The 15,167-nt window shown below is 70.4% G+C and carries 17 protein-coding genes and 2 pseudogenes; 6 read left to right on the forward strand and 13 right to left on the reverse strand.

Annotated features, from left to right (window positions below; genetic code table 11):
* Positions 1-174 (forward strand): annotated as a pseudogene (locus QT381_RS04005) (IS256 family transposase); the annotation flags it as partial.
* 179 nt (positions 175-353) lie between these two features.
* On the opposite strand, the gene QT381_RS04010 reads toward QT381_RS04005, so the two are convergent.
* Positions 354-518 (reverse strand): hypothetical protein, encoded by a 165-nt coding sequence (locus QT381_RS04010; RefSeq protein WP_289247444.1) that lies wholly within the window; start codon positions 516-518, stop codon positions 354-356.
* A 183-nt stretch (positions 519-701) separates the two neighbouring features.
* Positions 702-1,139, reverse strand: coding sequence for an SRPBCC family protein (locus QT381_RS04015; protein ID WP_289247445.1), 438 nt, complete (start codon positions 1,137-1,139; stop codon positions 702-704).
* A 194-nt stretch (positions 1,140-1,333) separates the two neighbouring features.
* On the opposite strand from QT381_RS04015, the gene cofG reads away from it, so the two are divergent.
* From cofG to fgd, 4 genes are read left to right on the forward strand one after another with little or no spacing between them, the layout of a single operon-like run.
* Positions 1,334-4,174 (forward strand): 7,8-didemethyl-8-hydroxy-5-deazariboflavin synthase CofG, encoded by a 2,841-nt coding sequence (gene cofG / locus QT381_RS04020; protein ID WP_289247446.1) that lies wholly within the window; start codon positions 1,334-1,336, stop codon positions 4,172-4,174.
* Positions 4,171-4,905 carry an alpha/beta fold hydrolase gene (locus QT381_RS04025; RefSeq protein ID WP_289247447.1) on the forward strand — a complete coding sequence of 245 codons (735 nt, stop codon included), beginning with the start codon at positions 4,171-4,173 and terminating at the stop codon, positions 4,903-4,905. Before cofG ends, QT381_RS04025 begins: the two co-directional genes overlap by 4 nt.
* On the forward strand, positions 4,902-6,338 hold the full coding sequence (locus QT381_RS04030) for a flavin-containing monooxygenase (protein ID WP_289247448.1): 1,437 nt from the start codon (positions 4,902-4,904) through the stop codon (positions 6,336-6,338). The genes QT381_RS04025 and QT381_RS04030 overlap by 4 nt, the downstream gene beginning before the upstream one ends.
* On the forward strand, positions 6,335-7,351 hold the full coding sequence (gene fgd, locus QT381_RS04035; RefSeq protein WP_289247449.1) for a glucose-6-phosphate dehydrogenase (coenzyme-F420): 1,017 nt from the start codon (positions 6,335-6,337) through the stop codon (positions 7,349-7,351). Before QT381_RS04030 ends, fgd begins: the two co-directional genes overlap by 4 nt.
* A 470-nt stretch (positions 7,352-7,821) precedes the next feature.
* On the opposite strand, the gene QT381_RS04040 is transcribed toward fgd, so the two are convergent.
* The 6 genes from QT381_RS04040 to QT381_RS04065 form a co-directional block, all read right to left on the reverse strand.
* On the reverse strand, positions 7,822-8,319 hold the full coding sequence (locus QT381_RS04040; protein ID WP_289247450.1) for a hypothetical protein: 498 nt from the start codon (positions 8,317-8,319) through the stop codon (positions 7,822-7,824).
* A 63-nt stretch (positions 8,320-8,382) separates the two neighbouring features.
* Positions 8,383-9,216: an HpcH/HpaI aldolase/citrate lyase family protein gene (locus QT381_RS04045; RefSeq protein ID WP_353889752.1), complete on the reverse strand. Its 834-nt coding sequence runs from the start codon at positions 9,214-9,216 to the stop codon at positions 8,383-8,385.
* A 2-nt stretch (positions 9,217-9,218) separates the two neighbouring features.
* Positions 9,219-9,623 (reverse strand): NUDIX hydrolase, encoded by a 405-nt coding sequence (locus QT381_RS04050; RefSeq protein ID WP_289247452.1) that lies wholly within the window; start codon positions 9,621-9,623, stop codon positions 9,219-9,221.
* Between the two features lie 43 nt (positions 9,624-9,666).
* Positions 9,667-10,032, reverse strand: coding sequence for a hypothetical protein (locus tag QT381_RS04055; protein WP_289247453.1), 366 nt, complete (start codon positions 10,030-10,032; stop codon positions 9,667-9,669).
* Between the two features lie 95 nt (positions 10,033-10,127).
* Entirely contained in the window at positions 10,128-10,367 is a 240-nt protein-coding gene (locus QT381_RS04060) for a hypothetical protein (RefSeq protein WP_289247454.1), read from the reverse strand.
* A gap of 499 nt (positions 10,368-10,866) precedes the next feature.
* Complete coding sequence (locus QT381_RS04065; protein WP_289247455.1) at positions 10,867-11,376, reverse strand: hypothetical protein; 510 nt, start codon at positions 11,374-11,376, stop codon at positions 10,867-10,869.
* Between the two features lie 152 nt (positions 11,377-11,528).
* On the opposite strand from QT381_RS04065, the gene QT381_RS04070 reads away from it, so the two are divergent.
* The gene (locus QT381_RS04070; protein ID WP_289247456.1) at positions 11,529-11,771 is read left to right on the forward strand and encodes a hypothetical protein; all 243 of its coding nucleotides are present in this window, start codon (positions 11,529-11,531) and stop codon (positions 11,769-11,771) included.
* Between the two features lie 67 nt (positions 11,772-11,838).
* Here QT381_RS04070 and QT381_RS04075 read toward each other — a convergent pair.
* From QT381_RS04075 to QT381_RS04095, 5 genes and pseudogenes are all read right to left on the reverse strand, one after another.
* Positions 11,839-12,024, reverse strand: a pseudogene (locus QT381_RS04075) (neutral zinc metallopeptidase); the annotation flags it as partial.
* A 289-nt stretch (positions 12,025-12,313) separates the two neighbouring features.
* Complete coding sequence (locus QT381_RS04080; RefSeq protein ID WP_289247457.1) at positions 12,314-13,009, reverse strand: carboxypeptidase-like regulatory domain-containing protein; 696 nt, start codon at positions 13,007-13,009, stop codon at positions 12,314-12,316.
* 81 nt (positions 13,010-13,090) lie between these two features.
* Positions 13,091-13,726 carry a hypothetical protein gene (locus tag QT381_RS04085; protein ID WP_289247458.1) on the reverse strand — a complete coding sequence of 212 codons (636 nt, stop codon included), beginning with the start codon at positions 13,724-13,726 and terminating at the stop codon, positions 13,091-13,093.
* Between the two features lie 2 nt (positions 13,727-13,728).
* Positions 13,729-14,280, reverse strand: coding sequence for a M23 family metallopeptidase (locus QT381_RS04090; RefSeq protein ID WP_289247459.1), 552 nt, complete (start codon positions 14,278-14,280; stop codon positions 13,729-13,731).
* A 170-nt stretch (positions 14,281-14,450) separates the two neighbouring features.
* Positions 14,451-14,960: a hypothetical protein gene (locus QT381_RS04095; protein ID WP_289247460.1), complete on the reverse strand. Its 510-nt coding sequence runs from the start codon at positions 14,958-14,960 to the stop codon at positions 14,451-14,453.
* Positions 14,961-15,167 lie beyond the last annotated feature (207 nt).

Here is a 15,167-nt window from a genome sequence, read left to right on the forward strand (position 1 = left end):
ATCCGCCTCGTCGGAGCCGTGCTCGCCGAACAGACCGACGAGTGGGCCGAAGGCCGCCGCTACCTCGGCCTCGAGATGCTCGCGAAGTCCCGGCTGACCCTCGACACCGACACCGACACCGACACCGACGCCAAGGAGGTCTCCACCGACAGCGCCCTCGAACTCACCGCCTGAACCATCAACAGTTCGAAGGAACCCGAGCTACACCACTACCTGGGGCTTGACCCTTTTGCGTGCGGTCGGCGCTGAGCCACTTCGGCGTGCGGTGGGCGCTGCAGGCGATTGCGCGCGCAGTGGGCGCTGCGCGCCGGCGCGCGGATGCGGCCCCCGCGTCGTGCGGGAACCGCATCCGTTCAGCCGGCCGGGTTGTCGACCGGAACGCCGTTCTCGTCGGTGCCGTCGTCGGGGTTGACCTTCTCAGGCGGCGTCGGGCGGGCGGGCGAGGTGCCGTCAGCGGATCGGTCGGGCTCGGCGGGCGCCCCGCCGGAGGCGGTGTCGGCGTTGTCGTTGTCGGTCATGCGGGTGACGGTACGCGGACGCATCCGTCGCCGCGGTTCGCCGTCGTGGGGTCGGCGGTCCCGTCCAGGTTGGCGCGCTCTCGCGTCGACGCGGCCGAACACGACGGGGGCGCGGATCGATGCTGCGGAGATCGTCGCGGTGCGGGCGGGGAGGCCCGGACGGCCGGTGACGCCGCGGAGCCCCTACTCCGCGCCGCCCTCCGCGAGGTGGGCGAGGCGGCGGAGGCTCTCCCGGTTGCGCGGCACGAGCCCGATGTCGAGCAGCGCCCCCGGCACGAACGCCCCCGGACCCTTCGCCGCGTGCTCCTCCAGGCGCGCGACGCATCCGTCGCCGCGGGGCTTCACGTCGAGCTGCACGCGGGCTTCGCCGACCGGCCAGCCCTTCGCCTGGAAGATCGCGCGGCGCGGCGGATGCCACTCGAGCGTCGTCGTCACGTCGTCGATGACGAACGGCCAGGAGCCGAACGAGTGGTGCAGCTCGGAGCCGACGGCGGGCCAGGCGTCGTCGACGTTCCGCATCCGTGACGCGCCGACGACCCAGGTCGTGAACAGCCAGCCGTTCTGGAGCACGCGGAAGATCCGCTCCGGGGGACACGCGATCTCACGCACGACGACGGCCATGCGCCCAGGCTGGTCGGGCCGCGCCGCTCCCCGTGCCCCCACAACGGATTTCACGGAGATTCCGGATGTTCGTCACACGTCGGGCGGGCACCCGGGGCGACCAACGACAGATCTCCGTGAAATCCGTTGTAGGCGGATGCGCGCGGGCGCCCTCGGCCCAGCGACCGCGACGCGAGCGGTGCGAGACTGAGGCGATGCCCGAGCGTTCACCCGCCGCCGCCCCCGCGCCTTCCGCGCTCGCCGCACCCGCCCCCGCCACGCCGGGTTCCGCCGCCCCCGCGCCTTCCGCGCTCGCCGCACCCGCCCTCGCCACACCCGCCGCGCGCACGATCGCCGACGTGCTCGCCGACGCGGCGCGCGGCATCGCGCTCGACACGGATGACGCGGAGCTGCTGCTCGGCGCGCAGGGCGCTGACCTCGAGGCCCTGCTCGACGCGGCATCCGCCCGGCGTGACGCCGCGCTCGCCGCCGGGGGCCGCGCCGGCGTCATCACGTTCTCGAAGAAGGTGTTCATCCCGGTCACGACGCTGTGCCGCGACCGCTGCCACTACTGCATCTTCGTGGACACCCCGGGCAAGCTCGAGCGCAAGCACAAGCCGGTGTACATGTCGCCCGAGCAGATCCTGAGCGTGGCGACGCAGGGCGCGGCGCTCGGCGTCAAGGAGGCGCTGTTCACCCTCGGCGACCGCCCCGAGGAACGCTGGCCCGAGGCTCGAGCCTGGCTCGACGAGCACGGCTACGCCTCGACGATCGACTACCTGCGGGCGATGGGCGAGCTCGTGCTCGAGCGCACCGGGCTGCTGCCGCACATGAACCCGGGCGTCATGTCGCGCGCCGAGCTCGAGACGCTGCGCGAGGTCGCGCCGAGCATGGGCATGATGCTCGAGACCACGTCGCGTCGCCTGTTCGAGGAGCCCGGCCAGGTGCACTACGGCTCCCCGGACAAGGACCCGGACGTGCGGATGCGCGTGATCGACGACGCGGGAGCGGCGCGCATCCCGTTCACCACCGGCATCCTCGTGGGGATCGGCGAGACGCTGCGCGACCGCGCCGAGTCCCTCGTCGCGATCCGCTCCGCGCACGCCCGGCACGGCCAGGTGCAGGAGGTCATCGTGCAGAACTTCCGCGCGAAGGACGCCACCGCGATGCAGGGCGCCGCCGACCTCGGCACTCTCGAGTACGTCGCGGCGATCGCGACCGCGCGCCTCGTCATGCCGCTCGACGTGACGGTGCAGGCTCCGCCGAACCTCGCCGATCCGGCCGAGCTCGGCCTGCTCGTGCGCGCGGGCATCGACGACTGGGGCGGCGTGAGCCCGCTCACCGCCGACCACGTCAACCCCGAGCGTCCCTGGCCGCAGATCGGCGAGCTCGCGCGCCACACCGCGGCGAGCGGCTACGCGCTGCGCGAGCGGCTCACCGCGCATCCGTCGTACGTCGCGGATGCCGACACCTGGATCGACGCCGGCCTGCGCGAGCGCGTGCGCGCCCTCGCCGACACCGAGTCGTCGCTCGCCGACGAACGCGCTGGAGCGGGAAGCGACGCACCGGTGTCGCCGCGACGCCAGCGCCGAGCGACCCTGCGACCGGGGGACTCGGAACTGGGTATCGCGCGGCTGTCGGGCACGGCATCCGTCTCCCGCGCGCTCTCGCTCGCGCGCACGAGCGCGGACGACCTCACCGAGTCGGATGTCGCGGCGCTGCTGACCGCGCGCGGCGACGAGCTCGACGAGCTCGTCGCGCTGGCCTCCGACCAGCGCCGCTACACGGTCGGCGAGGCGGTCAGCGTCGTCGTCAATCGCAACCTGTCGCCCGCGCATCCGGGCCTCACGCTCGGCGACGTCGCCGCGGTCGCCGCGGATGCGCTCGAGCTCGGCGCGACCGAGCTGTGCGTGCAGGGCACGGGCGCGCTCGATCCGCTCGCGATCGCCCTCACGGTGACGGATGCGGCTCCCGGGCTGCACCTGCACGCGTTCCGCCCGTACGACGTCGACGTCGCCGCGGGGCTCGCCGACCTCGAACCGGAGCGGTACTACGCGCTGCTCGCGGAGGCCGGGGTCGGCAGCGTTCCGGGCACGGGCGTGCAGCCGGGGGACCGCTCCATGCGCGCCGGCATCGACGTGCCGGGCGAGCGCTGGGAGGAGCTGCTCACGGCCGCGCACGGCGCCGGGCTCTCGTCGACGACCGTCATGTTCTACGGCGGCGGCGAGACGACGCGGGAGCTCGCCGCGCACGTGCTGCGCGTGCGACGCCTCGCGCTCGCGACGGGCGGCGTGACCGAGCTCGTGCCGATGCCCGCACGCGACGACCTCGACCTCGATGTGCACCGCGCGGCGACCGCGGTCGCGCGCGTCGCCCTGCACGGGGCCGTGCGGCACATCCAGGTCGCGTGGCCGCGGCTCGGCGAGGCGGGCGTGCGCGCGGCGCTGCAGTCGGGGGCCGACGACCTCGGCGGTGTGCTGCTCGCCGGGCGGGTGCTGCCCGAGGCATCGCCGACGGCGGGCCGTTCGCTGCCGCTGGCGGATGCCGCGCGGATCGCCCGGCGCCTGTCCCGCACGCTGCGCGAGCGCTCGACGCTCTACGGCCCGGTCTCGCGCCCGTCACCGGTTGAGGAGCCCGCGCATCCGCTGGTTGAGGAGCCCGCCCCGCCGCCGCTGGTTGAGGAGCCCGCGAGCGCAGCGAGCCGGCGTCTCGAAACCACCACGGATCTAACCCCGACCGAATGGTCTCGAGACGCGGCCTCGCTGCGCTCGGGCGCCCCTCGACCAACGAGAAGCGGCGCCCCTCGACCAACGAGAAGCGGCGCCCCATCCGATGGCGGCACCGGGCAGCCCGCCCCGCCGCTGGTTGAGGAGCCCGCGAGCGCAGCGAGCCAGCGTCTCGAAACCACCACCGATCTAACCCCGACCGAATGGTCTCGAGACGCGGCCTCGCTGCGCTCGGGCGCTCCTCGACCAACGAGAAGCGGCGCCCCTCGACCAACGAGCAGCGGCGCCCCTCGACTGGCGGGTGGCGGCCCCGAGGAGGGCGCCGCGTGAGCCGCGTCGTGCTCGTCGGCGGCCTGGGCGGCGTCGCCGACCTCGGCTTCCTCGCCCTCGCGCTGGGCCGGTTCCACGAGGTCGTGCTCGCCGACCCGCGCGACCGCCTCGCCGAGCTGACGGATGCCGACACCATCCTGGTCGGTTACAGCCTGGGCGCGACGGTCGCCGCCGTGCACGCGGCCGGCCACGACGTCGCCGCCCTGGTGCTCGTGTCGGGCTGGCTCGACCCGACGCCGGGGCTCGTGCACTGGACCGAGCACGCCGCCGATCCCGATTTCGCGGCCCGCACGCTGCTCTCCCCGGCCGGGTGGGCGGCCGCACGCGAGAGCGCGCCCGCCGCACGCCGGAGCGCGCCGCACCACGGGAACGCGGCGAGCGCGGTGCACCGCGGGAACCCGAACCCGGGCCGCCCGCACCACGGGAACGCCCGAGAGCCCGCGCTCGACCCGAAGCTCGTGGCGCTCGCCGCGCGCACCGGCGTGGGCGACGCGGCCCTCGGCATCCGTGCTCCCGCGCTCGTCGTCGGCGCGTCGCTCGACACGGTCGCACCGCTCGAGCAGACCCGGCTGCTCGCGGCGGCGGTCCCCGACGCGCGCTACACCGAGCTGCCGACCGGCCACGCGGCGCTCTCGGAGCGCCCGGCGCAGGTGCACGCCGTCGTCGACGCGTTCCTGCGGGCGCCGCAGCGGCATCCGGCCGGAGCGGAGGTCGCCGCGTGGCGCCCGTGAGCTCGAGGCACGACGAGGTCCTCATCGTCGGCGCCGGATTCGCCGGCCTCGGCGCGGCCGTGCGGCTGAGCGCCGACCACGACGTCGCCGTCATCGAGCGCGCGCACGACGTCGGCGGCACCTGGCGCGACAACACCTACCCGGGCGTCGCGTGCGACATCCCGGCGCCGCTCTACTCGTTCTCGTTCCACCAGAGTCCCGCGTGGACGCGCGTGTTCGCCGCCGGCGCCGAGATCCAGGCCTACCTGCGCTCGCTCGCCGCGCGCGTCGCCCCACTCATCGAGCTCGACACCGCACTGCTCGGCGCCGACTGGGATGCGACCGCCGGTCTCTGGCGCGTCGAGACGAGCCGCGGCGAACGCACGGCCGACGCGCTCGTGCTCGCCTGCGGACGCCTCGCCGAACCGGCCATCCCCCGCGTGCCCGGCCTCGAGACGTTCCCCGGGCCGATCTTCCACTCCGCGCGCTGGGACCACGGAGTCGAGCTCGCGGGCAGCCGCGTCGCCGTCGTCGGGTCGGGCGCGAGTGCCGTGCAGCTCATGCCGTCCGTCGTCGAGGGGGCGGCATCCGTCGTGCAGTTCCAGCGCAGCGCGCCCTACATCATGCCGCGTCCCGACCACGTGTTCTCCGACGCCGAGCGTCGCCTGCACGCCGACCCGGCCGCCCTCGACGAGCTGCGCGACCGGATGTTCTGGGCCGCCGAGGAGGGCTTCGCCGAGCGGATCGGCGACGAGGCCCGCGTCGCCGCCGCCCGCGACCGCGCGCTCGCCCACCTCGCGTCCCAGGTGACGGATGCCGCCCTCCGCGCCCTGCTCACCCCGGACTATGCGATCGGCTGCAAGCGCGTGCTGCTCTCCGACGACTACTACCCGGCGGTCTCCCGGCCGCACGTGACGCTCGAGCCGTCGGCCGTGGCATCCGTCGACGGCGCCGTCGTGACGGGTGCGAACGGGGTCGGGCACGAGGTCGACGTGCTCGTGTTCGCGACCGGGTTCCGCACCGCCGAGCAGCCCTACGCGCCGCTCGTGCGCGCCGGCGGCCGCTCGCTCGCCGAGCACTGGAGCGGCGGGATGCGCGCCTACGCGTCGACGCTCGTCGCGGGCTTCCCGAACCTGTTCGTGCTCGACGGCCCGAACGCCGGGCTGGGCCACAACTCCGCGATCACGATGATCGAGGCGCAGATCGAGCTCACGCGCCGCCTGCTCGCGACCGCGGGCGTCGTCGAGGTCGACGCCTCGCGCGAGGACGCCTGGACCGCCGAGATCGACCACCGCTCGGCGGGTACCGTGTGGACCACGGGCGGATGCGAGAGCTGGTACGTCGATCGCCGCACCGGCCGGCTCACCCTGCTCTGGCCCGGATTCGCCCACGAGTTCGTCGCCGCCCTCGACGACGCCGCCTGCGACCTACTCACGACGGGAGTCACCCCATGACCGTTCCGATCCGCTTCGGATACAAGGCGAGCGCGGAGCAGTTCGACCCCCGCGACCTGCTGCGCTTCAGCGTGCAGGCCGAGCGGGTCGGCTTCGACAGCGTCTTCACGAGCGACCACCTGCAGCCGTGGCAGCACGTCGGCGGGCACGCCCCCGCCGCGATGCCCTGGCTCGGCGCGCTCGGCGCCTCGACCGAGCGGGTGCTCATCGGCACGAGCGTGCTCACGCCGACGCTGCGGTACCACCCGGGTGTCGTCGCGCAGGTGTTCGGCACGCTCGGCTCGCTCTTCCCGGGTCGGGTCGTGCTCGGCGTCGGCACCGGGGAGGCGCTCAACGAGGTGACCCTCGGCATCCCGTGGCCCGAGCAGAAGGAGCGCTTCGCGCGCCTCAAGGAGTCGATCCAGCTCATCGAGGCGCTGTGGGCGGATGAGCGGGTCACCTTCGACGGGCAGTTCTACTCGGTGAAGGACGCCACGATCTACGACCGGCCGGCCGAGCGCGTGCCGATCTACATCGGCGCGTCGGGACCGGCCGCGACCCGCCTCGCCGGACGCATCGCCGACGGATGGATCACCACCTCCGGCAAGTCGCCGTCGCTGTACACCGACACGCTCATCCCGTCGCTCGACGAGGGGCTGTCGAAGCGCGATCCGGGGCTCGGGGCGGATGTCGACCGCATGATTGAGGTCAAGGTCTCGTTCGATCACGATCACGAGCAGGCCCTGCAGGACACCCGGTTCTGGGCGCCGCTCGCGCTCACCCCGGAGCAGAAGACGAGCGTGCACGACCCGATCGAGATGCAGCGGCTCGGCGACGAGCTGCCGATCGAGCAGGCGGCGTCGCGCTTCATCGTGTCGACCGATCCCGACGAGCACGTCGCGCGCATCCGCGAGTACCTCGACCTCGGGTTCACGCATCTCGTGTTCCACGGCCCGGGGCACGACCAGGACCGCTTCCTGCGGCTTTACGGCGAGGAGATCCTGCCCCGCCTGCGCGCCCCCGTCGCCAGCTGACCGGGCCCGTCGAGGAGCGCGCGCCTCCCGCTGGTCGAGGAGCGCGCGACCCAGTCGCCCGCGTCTCGCGACCACCACACCCCCCGCACGCGAGTGGTCTCGAGACGCCGACTCGCTGCGCTCGCGGGCTCCTCGACCAGCGGAAGCGGAAGCGACACCCCACGCTCCTCGACCAGCGAAGCGGCAGCGACACGCGCAGCTTGAGCGACCCGGCCAGCTCCAACCGCTGGTCGAGGAGCGCGCGCCTCCCGCTGGTCGAGGAGCGCGCGCCTCCCGCTGGTCGAGGAGCGCGCGACGCAGTCGCCCGCGTCTCGAGACCACACCCCCCGCACACGAGTGGTCTCGAGACGCCGACTCGCTGCGCTCGCGGGCTCCTCGACCAGCGAAGCGGAAGCGACACCCCCACGCTCCTCGACCAGCGGAGCAGCAGTGCGCTCGCAGGCTCCTCGACCAGCGGAAGCGGAGGGGCGCTACGAGCCCTGGGGCACGATGAAGCCGCCCAGGCCCGGGATGAGATCGGCGAGCCCGGTGGTGTCGTCGCTGTCCGGGGCCGTGATGAGCCAGTTCGCGCCGACGAGGAACACCTGCGTCGAGCCCTCGTCGGCGAGCGCGGCGTTCACGATCGAGTCCCGGTCCGCGGCCGTCGCGTACACCGTGAGGGTCAGGTCGCCGCACGTCACCGCGCTCAGCGCGGGCGCCACGGCCTTCGTGTCGGGAGCGTCGTCGCAGTCGAGCCCGGCCGCGACGGCCGCGGCCTGCAAGTCCGTCGCAGTCGGGTAGCTCGCGCTGTCGGGCGTGGGCGTCACCTCGGGCACCTCGATGTCATCCGTCGGTGTCGTCGAGGGCTCGACGACCGACGTCGATCCCGGCGTCGACGTCGACCGGGCCGGGTCGTCGCCGCCCGTGCATCCGGAGAGCAGGAGCACCGCGGCGAGGGCCGCGGGTGCGAGGAGGGCGGTGCGCATCATGCGGGCACCCTAACCCGGCCACATCGCGCCACGGACGCGACCCGCGGGCGTCCCGGTCGCGGCTCAGCGCGGTTCGATGCCGAACGCGGTCGCGAGGCGGTCGATCTTCCTCGCCCGGCCGAGGCGAGGCAGTGTCGAGCCGTCCTTGATGACGCCGCCGGATGCCTCGAAGTCCGCGAGGAAGGCCCGCGCCCACGCGACATCCGACGAGGTCGGCGAGATCACCTCGTTGATCACCGGCACCTGCTCGACGTCGAGGCAGATCTTCCCCGTCAGTCCGAGCGTGACGGTCATCTCGGAGTTCTCCCGCAGCGCGCGGTGCGCGCTGCCGACCGTGGGACCGTCGATCGGTCCCGGCAGGCCGCCGATGCGGGATGCCACCACGAGTCGCGAGCGCGGGTACGCCATCGCGAGGTCGTCGGCGCTCGTGCCCGTGTCGCGGCGGTAGTCCCCCGAGCCGAACGCGAGCCGGAACGCCCCGCGCGCCCGGGCGATCGACACGGCCTCCTCGATCCCGAGCGCGGACTCGACGAGCGGCAGCACCCGGATCGACCCGCCGAGCCGGTCGAACGTCTCGGTGACGTGCTCGCCCGCCTCGGTCTTCGCGAGCATCACCCCGGCGAGCCCCGGCAGTCCCGTGAGACGGTCGACGTCGTCCGACCAGAACGACGTCGAGTGATCGTTGATGCGCACCCAGGCGCTCCGGCCGTCGTCGTGGGAGAGCCACTCCGCGACGTCGTCGCGAGCCCGGCCCTTGAGCGCCGGGTCGACGGCGTCCTCGATGTCGAGCACGATCTGGTCCGCTCGCGACGCGTGCGCGACATCGAACTCGGCCGGGTGTGTCGCGTTCACGAGCAGCCACGACCGCGCGATCTCCGCATCGACGTTCCTCGGCACCCTCACTCCTTCGCGTTCCCGACCAGCAGCGGCAGCATGTGGTCGACGAGCAGCGGCGCCGCCTCGATCGAGCCGAGATCGTCGGGGTGCACCCAGCGCAGCTCCTCGATCTCCGCGTGCGGGGCGACATCCGCGGGCAGACGCACGGCGTAGCACTCGGCGTCGACGGTGTGGCCGGCCTCGTTCGCGGCGGGCGCGTCGAAGCGTCCGAGGTGCACGAGCTCCGCCTCGTCGACGCGCACGCCGAGCTCCTCCTCGAGCTCGCGCACGAGCGCCGCGCCGGGCGACTCGCCGCGCTCGGGCTTGCCGCCGGGCTGCATGAACGCGGTCGTGCCGCGCTTGCGCACCACGAGCACGCGGCCCGCATCATCGACCGCGAGCGCGGCGACGATGCGGATGACGGGCACGCTCCGACGCTACCGCGGTCGGGCGGCTTCCCGTGACGGTCGCCTACTTCGTGGCGATGGCGATCGCGATCCCGGTGATCTTCTCGATCCCGTCCGGGTGGAACACGCTGTTGCCGTCGCGCGGGTCGGTCACGAAGAAGGGCTCGAACGCGTCGGACGACCAACTGACCCGGATGCGGTAGTTGCCGACGCGGGAGACGTCCTCGAAGAAGGTTCCCGTCGCCAGCAGACTGCCGACCTTCTTCCCCGCGGTGGTGAGCAGGTCGACGCCGACGCCGTCCTTGCCGCGCGCGCTGTGATCATCGATCGTGACGGGACCGCTCAGGCCTGGTTCACGGTGCCCCGGGTGCTCTTCGCCTGCACGGTCGCACCCTTCACCGGCTCTCCACCGTTCGTGAGCACGCGACATGTTCCTTCCACGTTGCCTATCAGGGATACGAACGTCGCTGATCCGAATCCAAACCGCGAAGTGCTTTGGTCAAGACACTGATGCCCTTCGAGATGTCAAAATGCGGGCGCCTGTTCAGGCAACTCGTCCAGCAAGTCGGCGTCTTCGCTCCACCCAAACTCGGCCAGCCAATAGCCGTTACCGAACGCGTAGCCACCGAAATAGCCGAGCGGGTCGGAGTATCTCACGTAAGGATCGCCGGAAACCTGCTTTCCACCCGCCTTCTCGAGCACCTGCTGCTCAACGCGCGTTTGCTCTTCGGTGATCGGACCGTAGGCAAACAAGATTCCACCCACCTCATCCTCCAGGCCCCACGCGCACGCGATTCCCCCGAGCCGCACAAAGCGAGCGAGACTAGGCTCATCGCCTTCCGGCGCGTAGCTTTTTTCAAGCTGCTCCGAGTAATGGGCACTGGTATTGGAGTAGCCCGCTCGCTCCAGGACTGCCTTCTGGTCGTCGGTGAGGAGACTGTCGCAGAGCGACTCGTCGAACGTGAAAGCACTCGGCGAGGCGCCCCGGGCGAGAGTGTTCCCTCAGCGCCGCCTCCCGCTCCTGGTGGTGAGTCGCTTTGTGCACAGCCGGTCAGAGCGAAGGCCAGGAGCGTGCCGGCCGCAATTAGGATGGGCAGTTTGTTCATTTCATTTACCACCCTATGGGAAATACGGATCTTCCGATTCTGTGAAGGGCTTGGTGCAACCCGAGGTGCTCGGATCGGCGGAGGCCGCTGACCTATTAATGCATGCGGATGCTGTACCGGCCGGCGCTGACGCCGCTCTGCATCCTCCTCCCAGGCCCCTACTGCACGCGCCAGCTCGAGGCCTGGTTGTTCATTCCCGTGCCGAGGTTCGAGGAGCTCGTGTAGTAGCCGTACTGCGTGCCGCCGTAGTTCGTGTTCGAGAACACGGCGGTGACGCATCCGTTGTAGCTGCGGAACGACTCGGCCCGGTTGTCCCAGCCGTACGGAGAAAGCGACGTGTACCCGTACGCGGTCGTCGAGCAGTTGCCTCCCGACACGGACATGATGAACGTCGCGCCGCCGTACCCGGTGTCGTCGTAGAGCGCGCTCAACACGACCTCCGCGTTCGTCCCCCGGCCGGCGGTGTCGCCGAAGTCCAGGTCGACGCCGTCCTCCTCGACGGCGCCGACCAGGTCTTCGCCCGCGTCGACGCACAGGCTCTGCCCGGTGTCGACGCTCACCCAGCAGGACTGGAGCGGTTCGTCGGCCGCGGCGGGCGCCGCGACCGCGAAAGGGAGGGCCAGCGCGACGAGGGAAGACACGATCGCGAGCAGACGCCGTGTCCCCATGGTGACCCTCCCCCTTGCCCGTCGGTGGCCCCGACTCCGAGGAAAGCCGCGATCGGTGGCGCCGTCAAACCCGCCGAGCGCGACACGCCGCGCTCGAACGCGGAGTGAGACGCATCCGTGAAACGTGACATCTGGGCCAGCGAGGACGCGAAGTGCGCATCGAGGAGTTCGCCCCGCTCGCCGGTCCCGATCTGCGGACGACGGGATCGGCGTCCGGGCCCGCCACGGAGATCGTCATGGCCGGCGAACGCCGCCGCGCGACGGTATGGACGGAGCTGCTGCGCGCGGTCGACGCCGAGGTCGTCGCCGAGTTCACCGAGGGCCTCGTCGCCGGCTCTCTCGCGATCACGCGCCGGTCGGTGCCGGCGATCGAGGGGTCTGGCGCTGCCTGGTGAGTCGGCGGCGAGGAGGTCACGGTGCCGGCGTTCGACCTCGTGACGCTGCCGCTCGGCTGAGAGCGAGTCAAGGACCCGGAACCGAGAACGTGTCGCACGCGGTCCAACCGCTCGACATGCCCGTGCGGAACCACGTCTGCCGCGAAGCGCTCGCGCCGTAGGTCGTGCGCAGATCGTCGTAGAACCCCGTGTCGATGTACACCTGCTCGTCGGGCGGGCAGTGCAACGGTCCGACCGCGCTCGACGCGGCGCCGCATCCGGCCTGGTTCGTGCCAGGTCAGGGTTTCGTCCTCTCCGCCTCCGCCTCCGCCGGTGCCGCCGCTCCCGGCGATCCCCGACAGATCGACCCCCGTGAACTGCGCGATGAGGAACACGACGATCGCGACGACCGCCGCGCCGCCACCTCCCATCGCCACCCCGCGCCCGGTGCGGCGCCGCACGTGGCTCGAGTCGATCCGGGAGTTGTCGTCGAACGTCATGCCCGAACGATAGCGAGCGGATCCGGCCCGCGGCGCCTGTGCGCCGCAGACGGCACCATCCCGTCAGCTCGCAGAGGCGGCGATCTTTATTCCCGTGATCTTCTCGATTCCGTCCAGATGGAAAACGGAATTCCCGTCCCTCGGATCGGTGACATAGAACGGTGCGAACGCATCAGTTCTGGAACTAACCCGAATTCGATAGTTTCCTGGCTTGGTGACGTCCTCGAAGAATGTCTTGCTCGCGAAAAGGCTGCCGATCGTCTTGCCGGCCTTGGTCTCCAAGGTCACCACGACCCCGTCTTTCGCAGTCGCCGATCGGCCGTTGACGAGCACCGGGCCACTGAGTCGGGCGTAATGGTCGAATAGTTCACGCACGCCTGTGTGCTTGTCCCCAGCCCGGATCGTGATCTTCGTGGATCCTGCGAATGTGGCGGAATCCCCCAGCCACTCCGTCGTGAAGTAGGGACTTAAGCCCTTCTTACAGGGAGTCGTCTCGCACGGATTCAGCCCGACATGATCACTGAACTTGAGACCGTAGGTGCCGGGCTTCAATCCCGTGAGGTAGAACCGCCCTTTGCTATCAGTGTGCGTCGTCGTCACGGCTCCATGGGACCTCCTCGCCTGCACAGTCGCTCCCTTGACCACCGCGCCGCCGTTCGTCAGCACCCTTCCGGTGATTGCTGCGCTCGTCGGTGCAGCCTCAGCGCTGAGCGGCGAGACGACCGTCGCTCCGACCACAGCGACCAGCGCCACCGCCATGAGAATCCTCGCGCGTCCATCACACATTCCGCGACTCCTTTTGTATCAATGTTGATCCCGACACCAGGCGAAGAGTGCCTCTTAGAACGCGGGCGCGTTGCTGACTATCTCGTCCAGCAAAGCACCGCCATCGTCAACCGATCCGATCACTTGCTCTGCCCCCAGTTCCTGAACGTAAGCCCAGTAGCCGTTACCAAACGCGTACCCGCCTGGAAATCCTTCGTTGTCCGTGTAGCGGTCCTCCGAGATTTGCTTTGCGCCCGCGGAAACGAGTGCCGCCTTTTCGGACGGGATTTCGCAGTCACTAATCGGGCCGTAGCCAAATATGAGCGCTAGGTCGCCGATGGCGCCAGGATTCGGGCCCCATGCGCATAGCACTCCGCCGCGGTCGGCAAACCGCGCTTGCGAGAGACCACCGTACTTCACGCTGACCGGTTCGTCAGCGATCGCCTTCTCTTCCCAGCTGGAACCCGACGAGTAGAGGCCCGCGCTCGTCAGTGCGTCCCTCGTCGAAGCGGACAGTAGCGATTCGCACAATTCGTAATTCCCGGCGATTTCGGGCGCCGCGGCGGTCGTCTCGGATGCCGTGCCTTCGTTCCCGGGCCGCGCACTAAGCGGAGCGGGACCTCGACACCCCACGAGTGTTCCGATCAGCGCCGCAATGGCAACGGATGCGGCGATCGGACGGGCATATGCCCGCATATTCATGTGCTTCATGTCTACTCCGTAGGTGCCCAATCAACTCCGTGGTCATCCAGGAAGGTTCGCACGTTGTAAAAGTGTGTATCTGACCATGACCAGCCGCCCCAATGCGCAGAGCCGGACAGATGAAGATGCACGCCGTCCGCGTCACCGGTGTCCCCGGCAGCTGCCAGAACTTGCGTGCGAGTGACAGGATCGCCCATAGCCCAGGCCCTCGAAAGGTGATCCAGATGGGCAAATTCCTCGTAATTCGTGTCTGAGAATTTGATCACCATGTACAGCCCGTATGAGCCACCCGACCCGATCGCCTTCACAACGCCATCATTCGGCGCCAGTACTTGGAACTTCCCGCCTCCCGCCCAATCCCATCCCGTGTGTACATTCACCGATTTGGTCTGGTCGCAGAAGTCCCTCGTCATAACCTTGACGTCCGCGTTGGCCCACGGCTTATGGTAATTTGTGTCGGCCGGGTATGTGCCGCTTCCCACCGTCACTGACGACGGACAGGTCGACGCGTCGGCAGACGTCGCACCAAGCGCCGTAAGGCCTGCTGCGACGACCAGAGTCACGGCCGCCATCGCAACGGGCCTCATGGAACGTCGAGCTCGTTTCCTAGGCGGTTCTTGCCTTCTTAGACGTAGGGCCATTACGCCCGGACGAGCACGTAAATGCTGCCGGTATCGGATCGAGCCGTTGGTTGTCGACATGCACCCTCTCCTTACGCTGGTTGAACTGCGCTCTACTGCACGCGCCAACTCGACGCCTGGTTGTTCATCGCCGTGCCGAGGTTCGACGAACTCGAGTAGTAGCCGTACTGCGTGCCCCCATAGTTGGTGTTCTTGAATACCACGGTGGTGCATCGGTTGGAGCTCTTGAACGATTGGGCGCGGTTGTCCCAGCCGTACGGGGACAGCGATGTGTATCCGTATGCACCGGTCGAGCAGTCGCTACCCGAGGCCGACATGATGAGCTTGGCGCCGCCGAAACCCGTGTCCGAGTACAGCGTGCTGAGCGCGATCTCGCCGTCGGTGGCGCGAGCTGCCGCGTTATCGAAGAGCAGGTCCACGCCGGCGACCTCGACGGCGTCGACCAAGTCTTCGGCGGCGGCGACGCACAGGCTGGCTCCCGAGTCGACGCTCAGCCAGCACGAGCGGAGCGTGTCGGCCGCCGAAGCCGGTTCCGCGACGGTGGATGGGAGAACCAGCGCGACGAGAAAGAGCACGATCGCGAGCAGGCGCCGTGCGCTCATCTGACCCTCCAGGTGCTCTCATCGGCGGTCCTGATCACGAGGAAAGCCCGTCCGCTGCGTCTCGTCAAACGGTTCGAGCCCGACACGCCGCGTTTCGAACGGATCTGAGACGCATTCCTCGCCCGCGACACTGTGAGCAGCGGGTACCTTTCCAGCACGACCTGCGAGCGCGGACAGGGGGTGAGACGAGTAGATGCCGACGCGACA

The sequence above is a fragment of the Galbitalea sp. SE-J8 genome (assembly GCF_030345695.1).
In the GTDB taxonomy this organism is placed as follows: Bacteria; Actinomycetota; Actinomycetes; order Actinomycetales; family Microbacteriaceae; genus JAUASV01.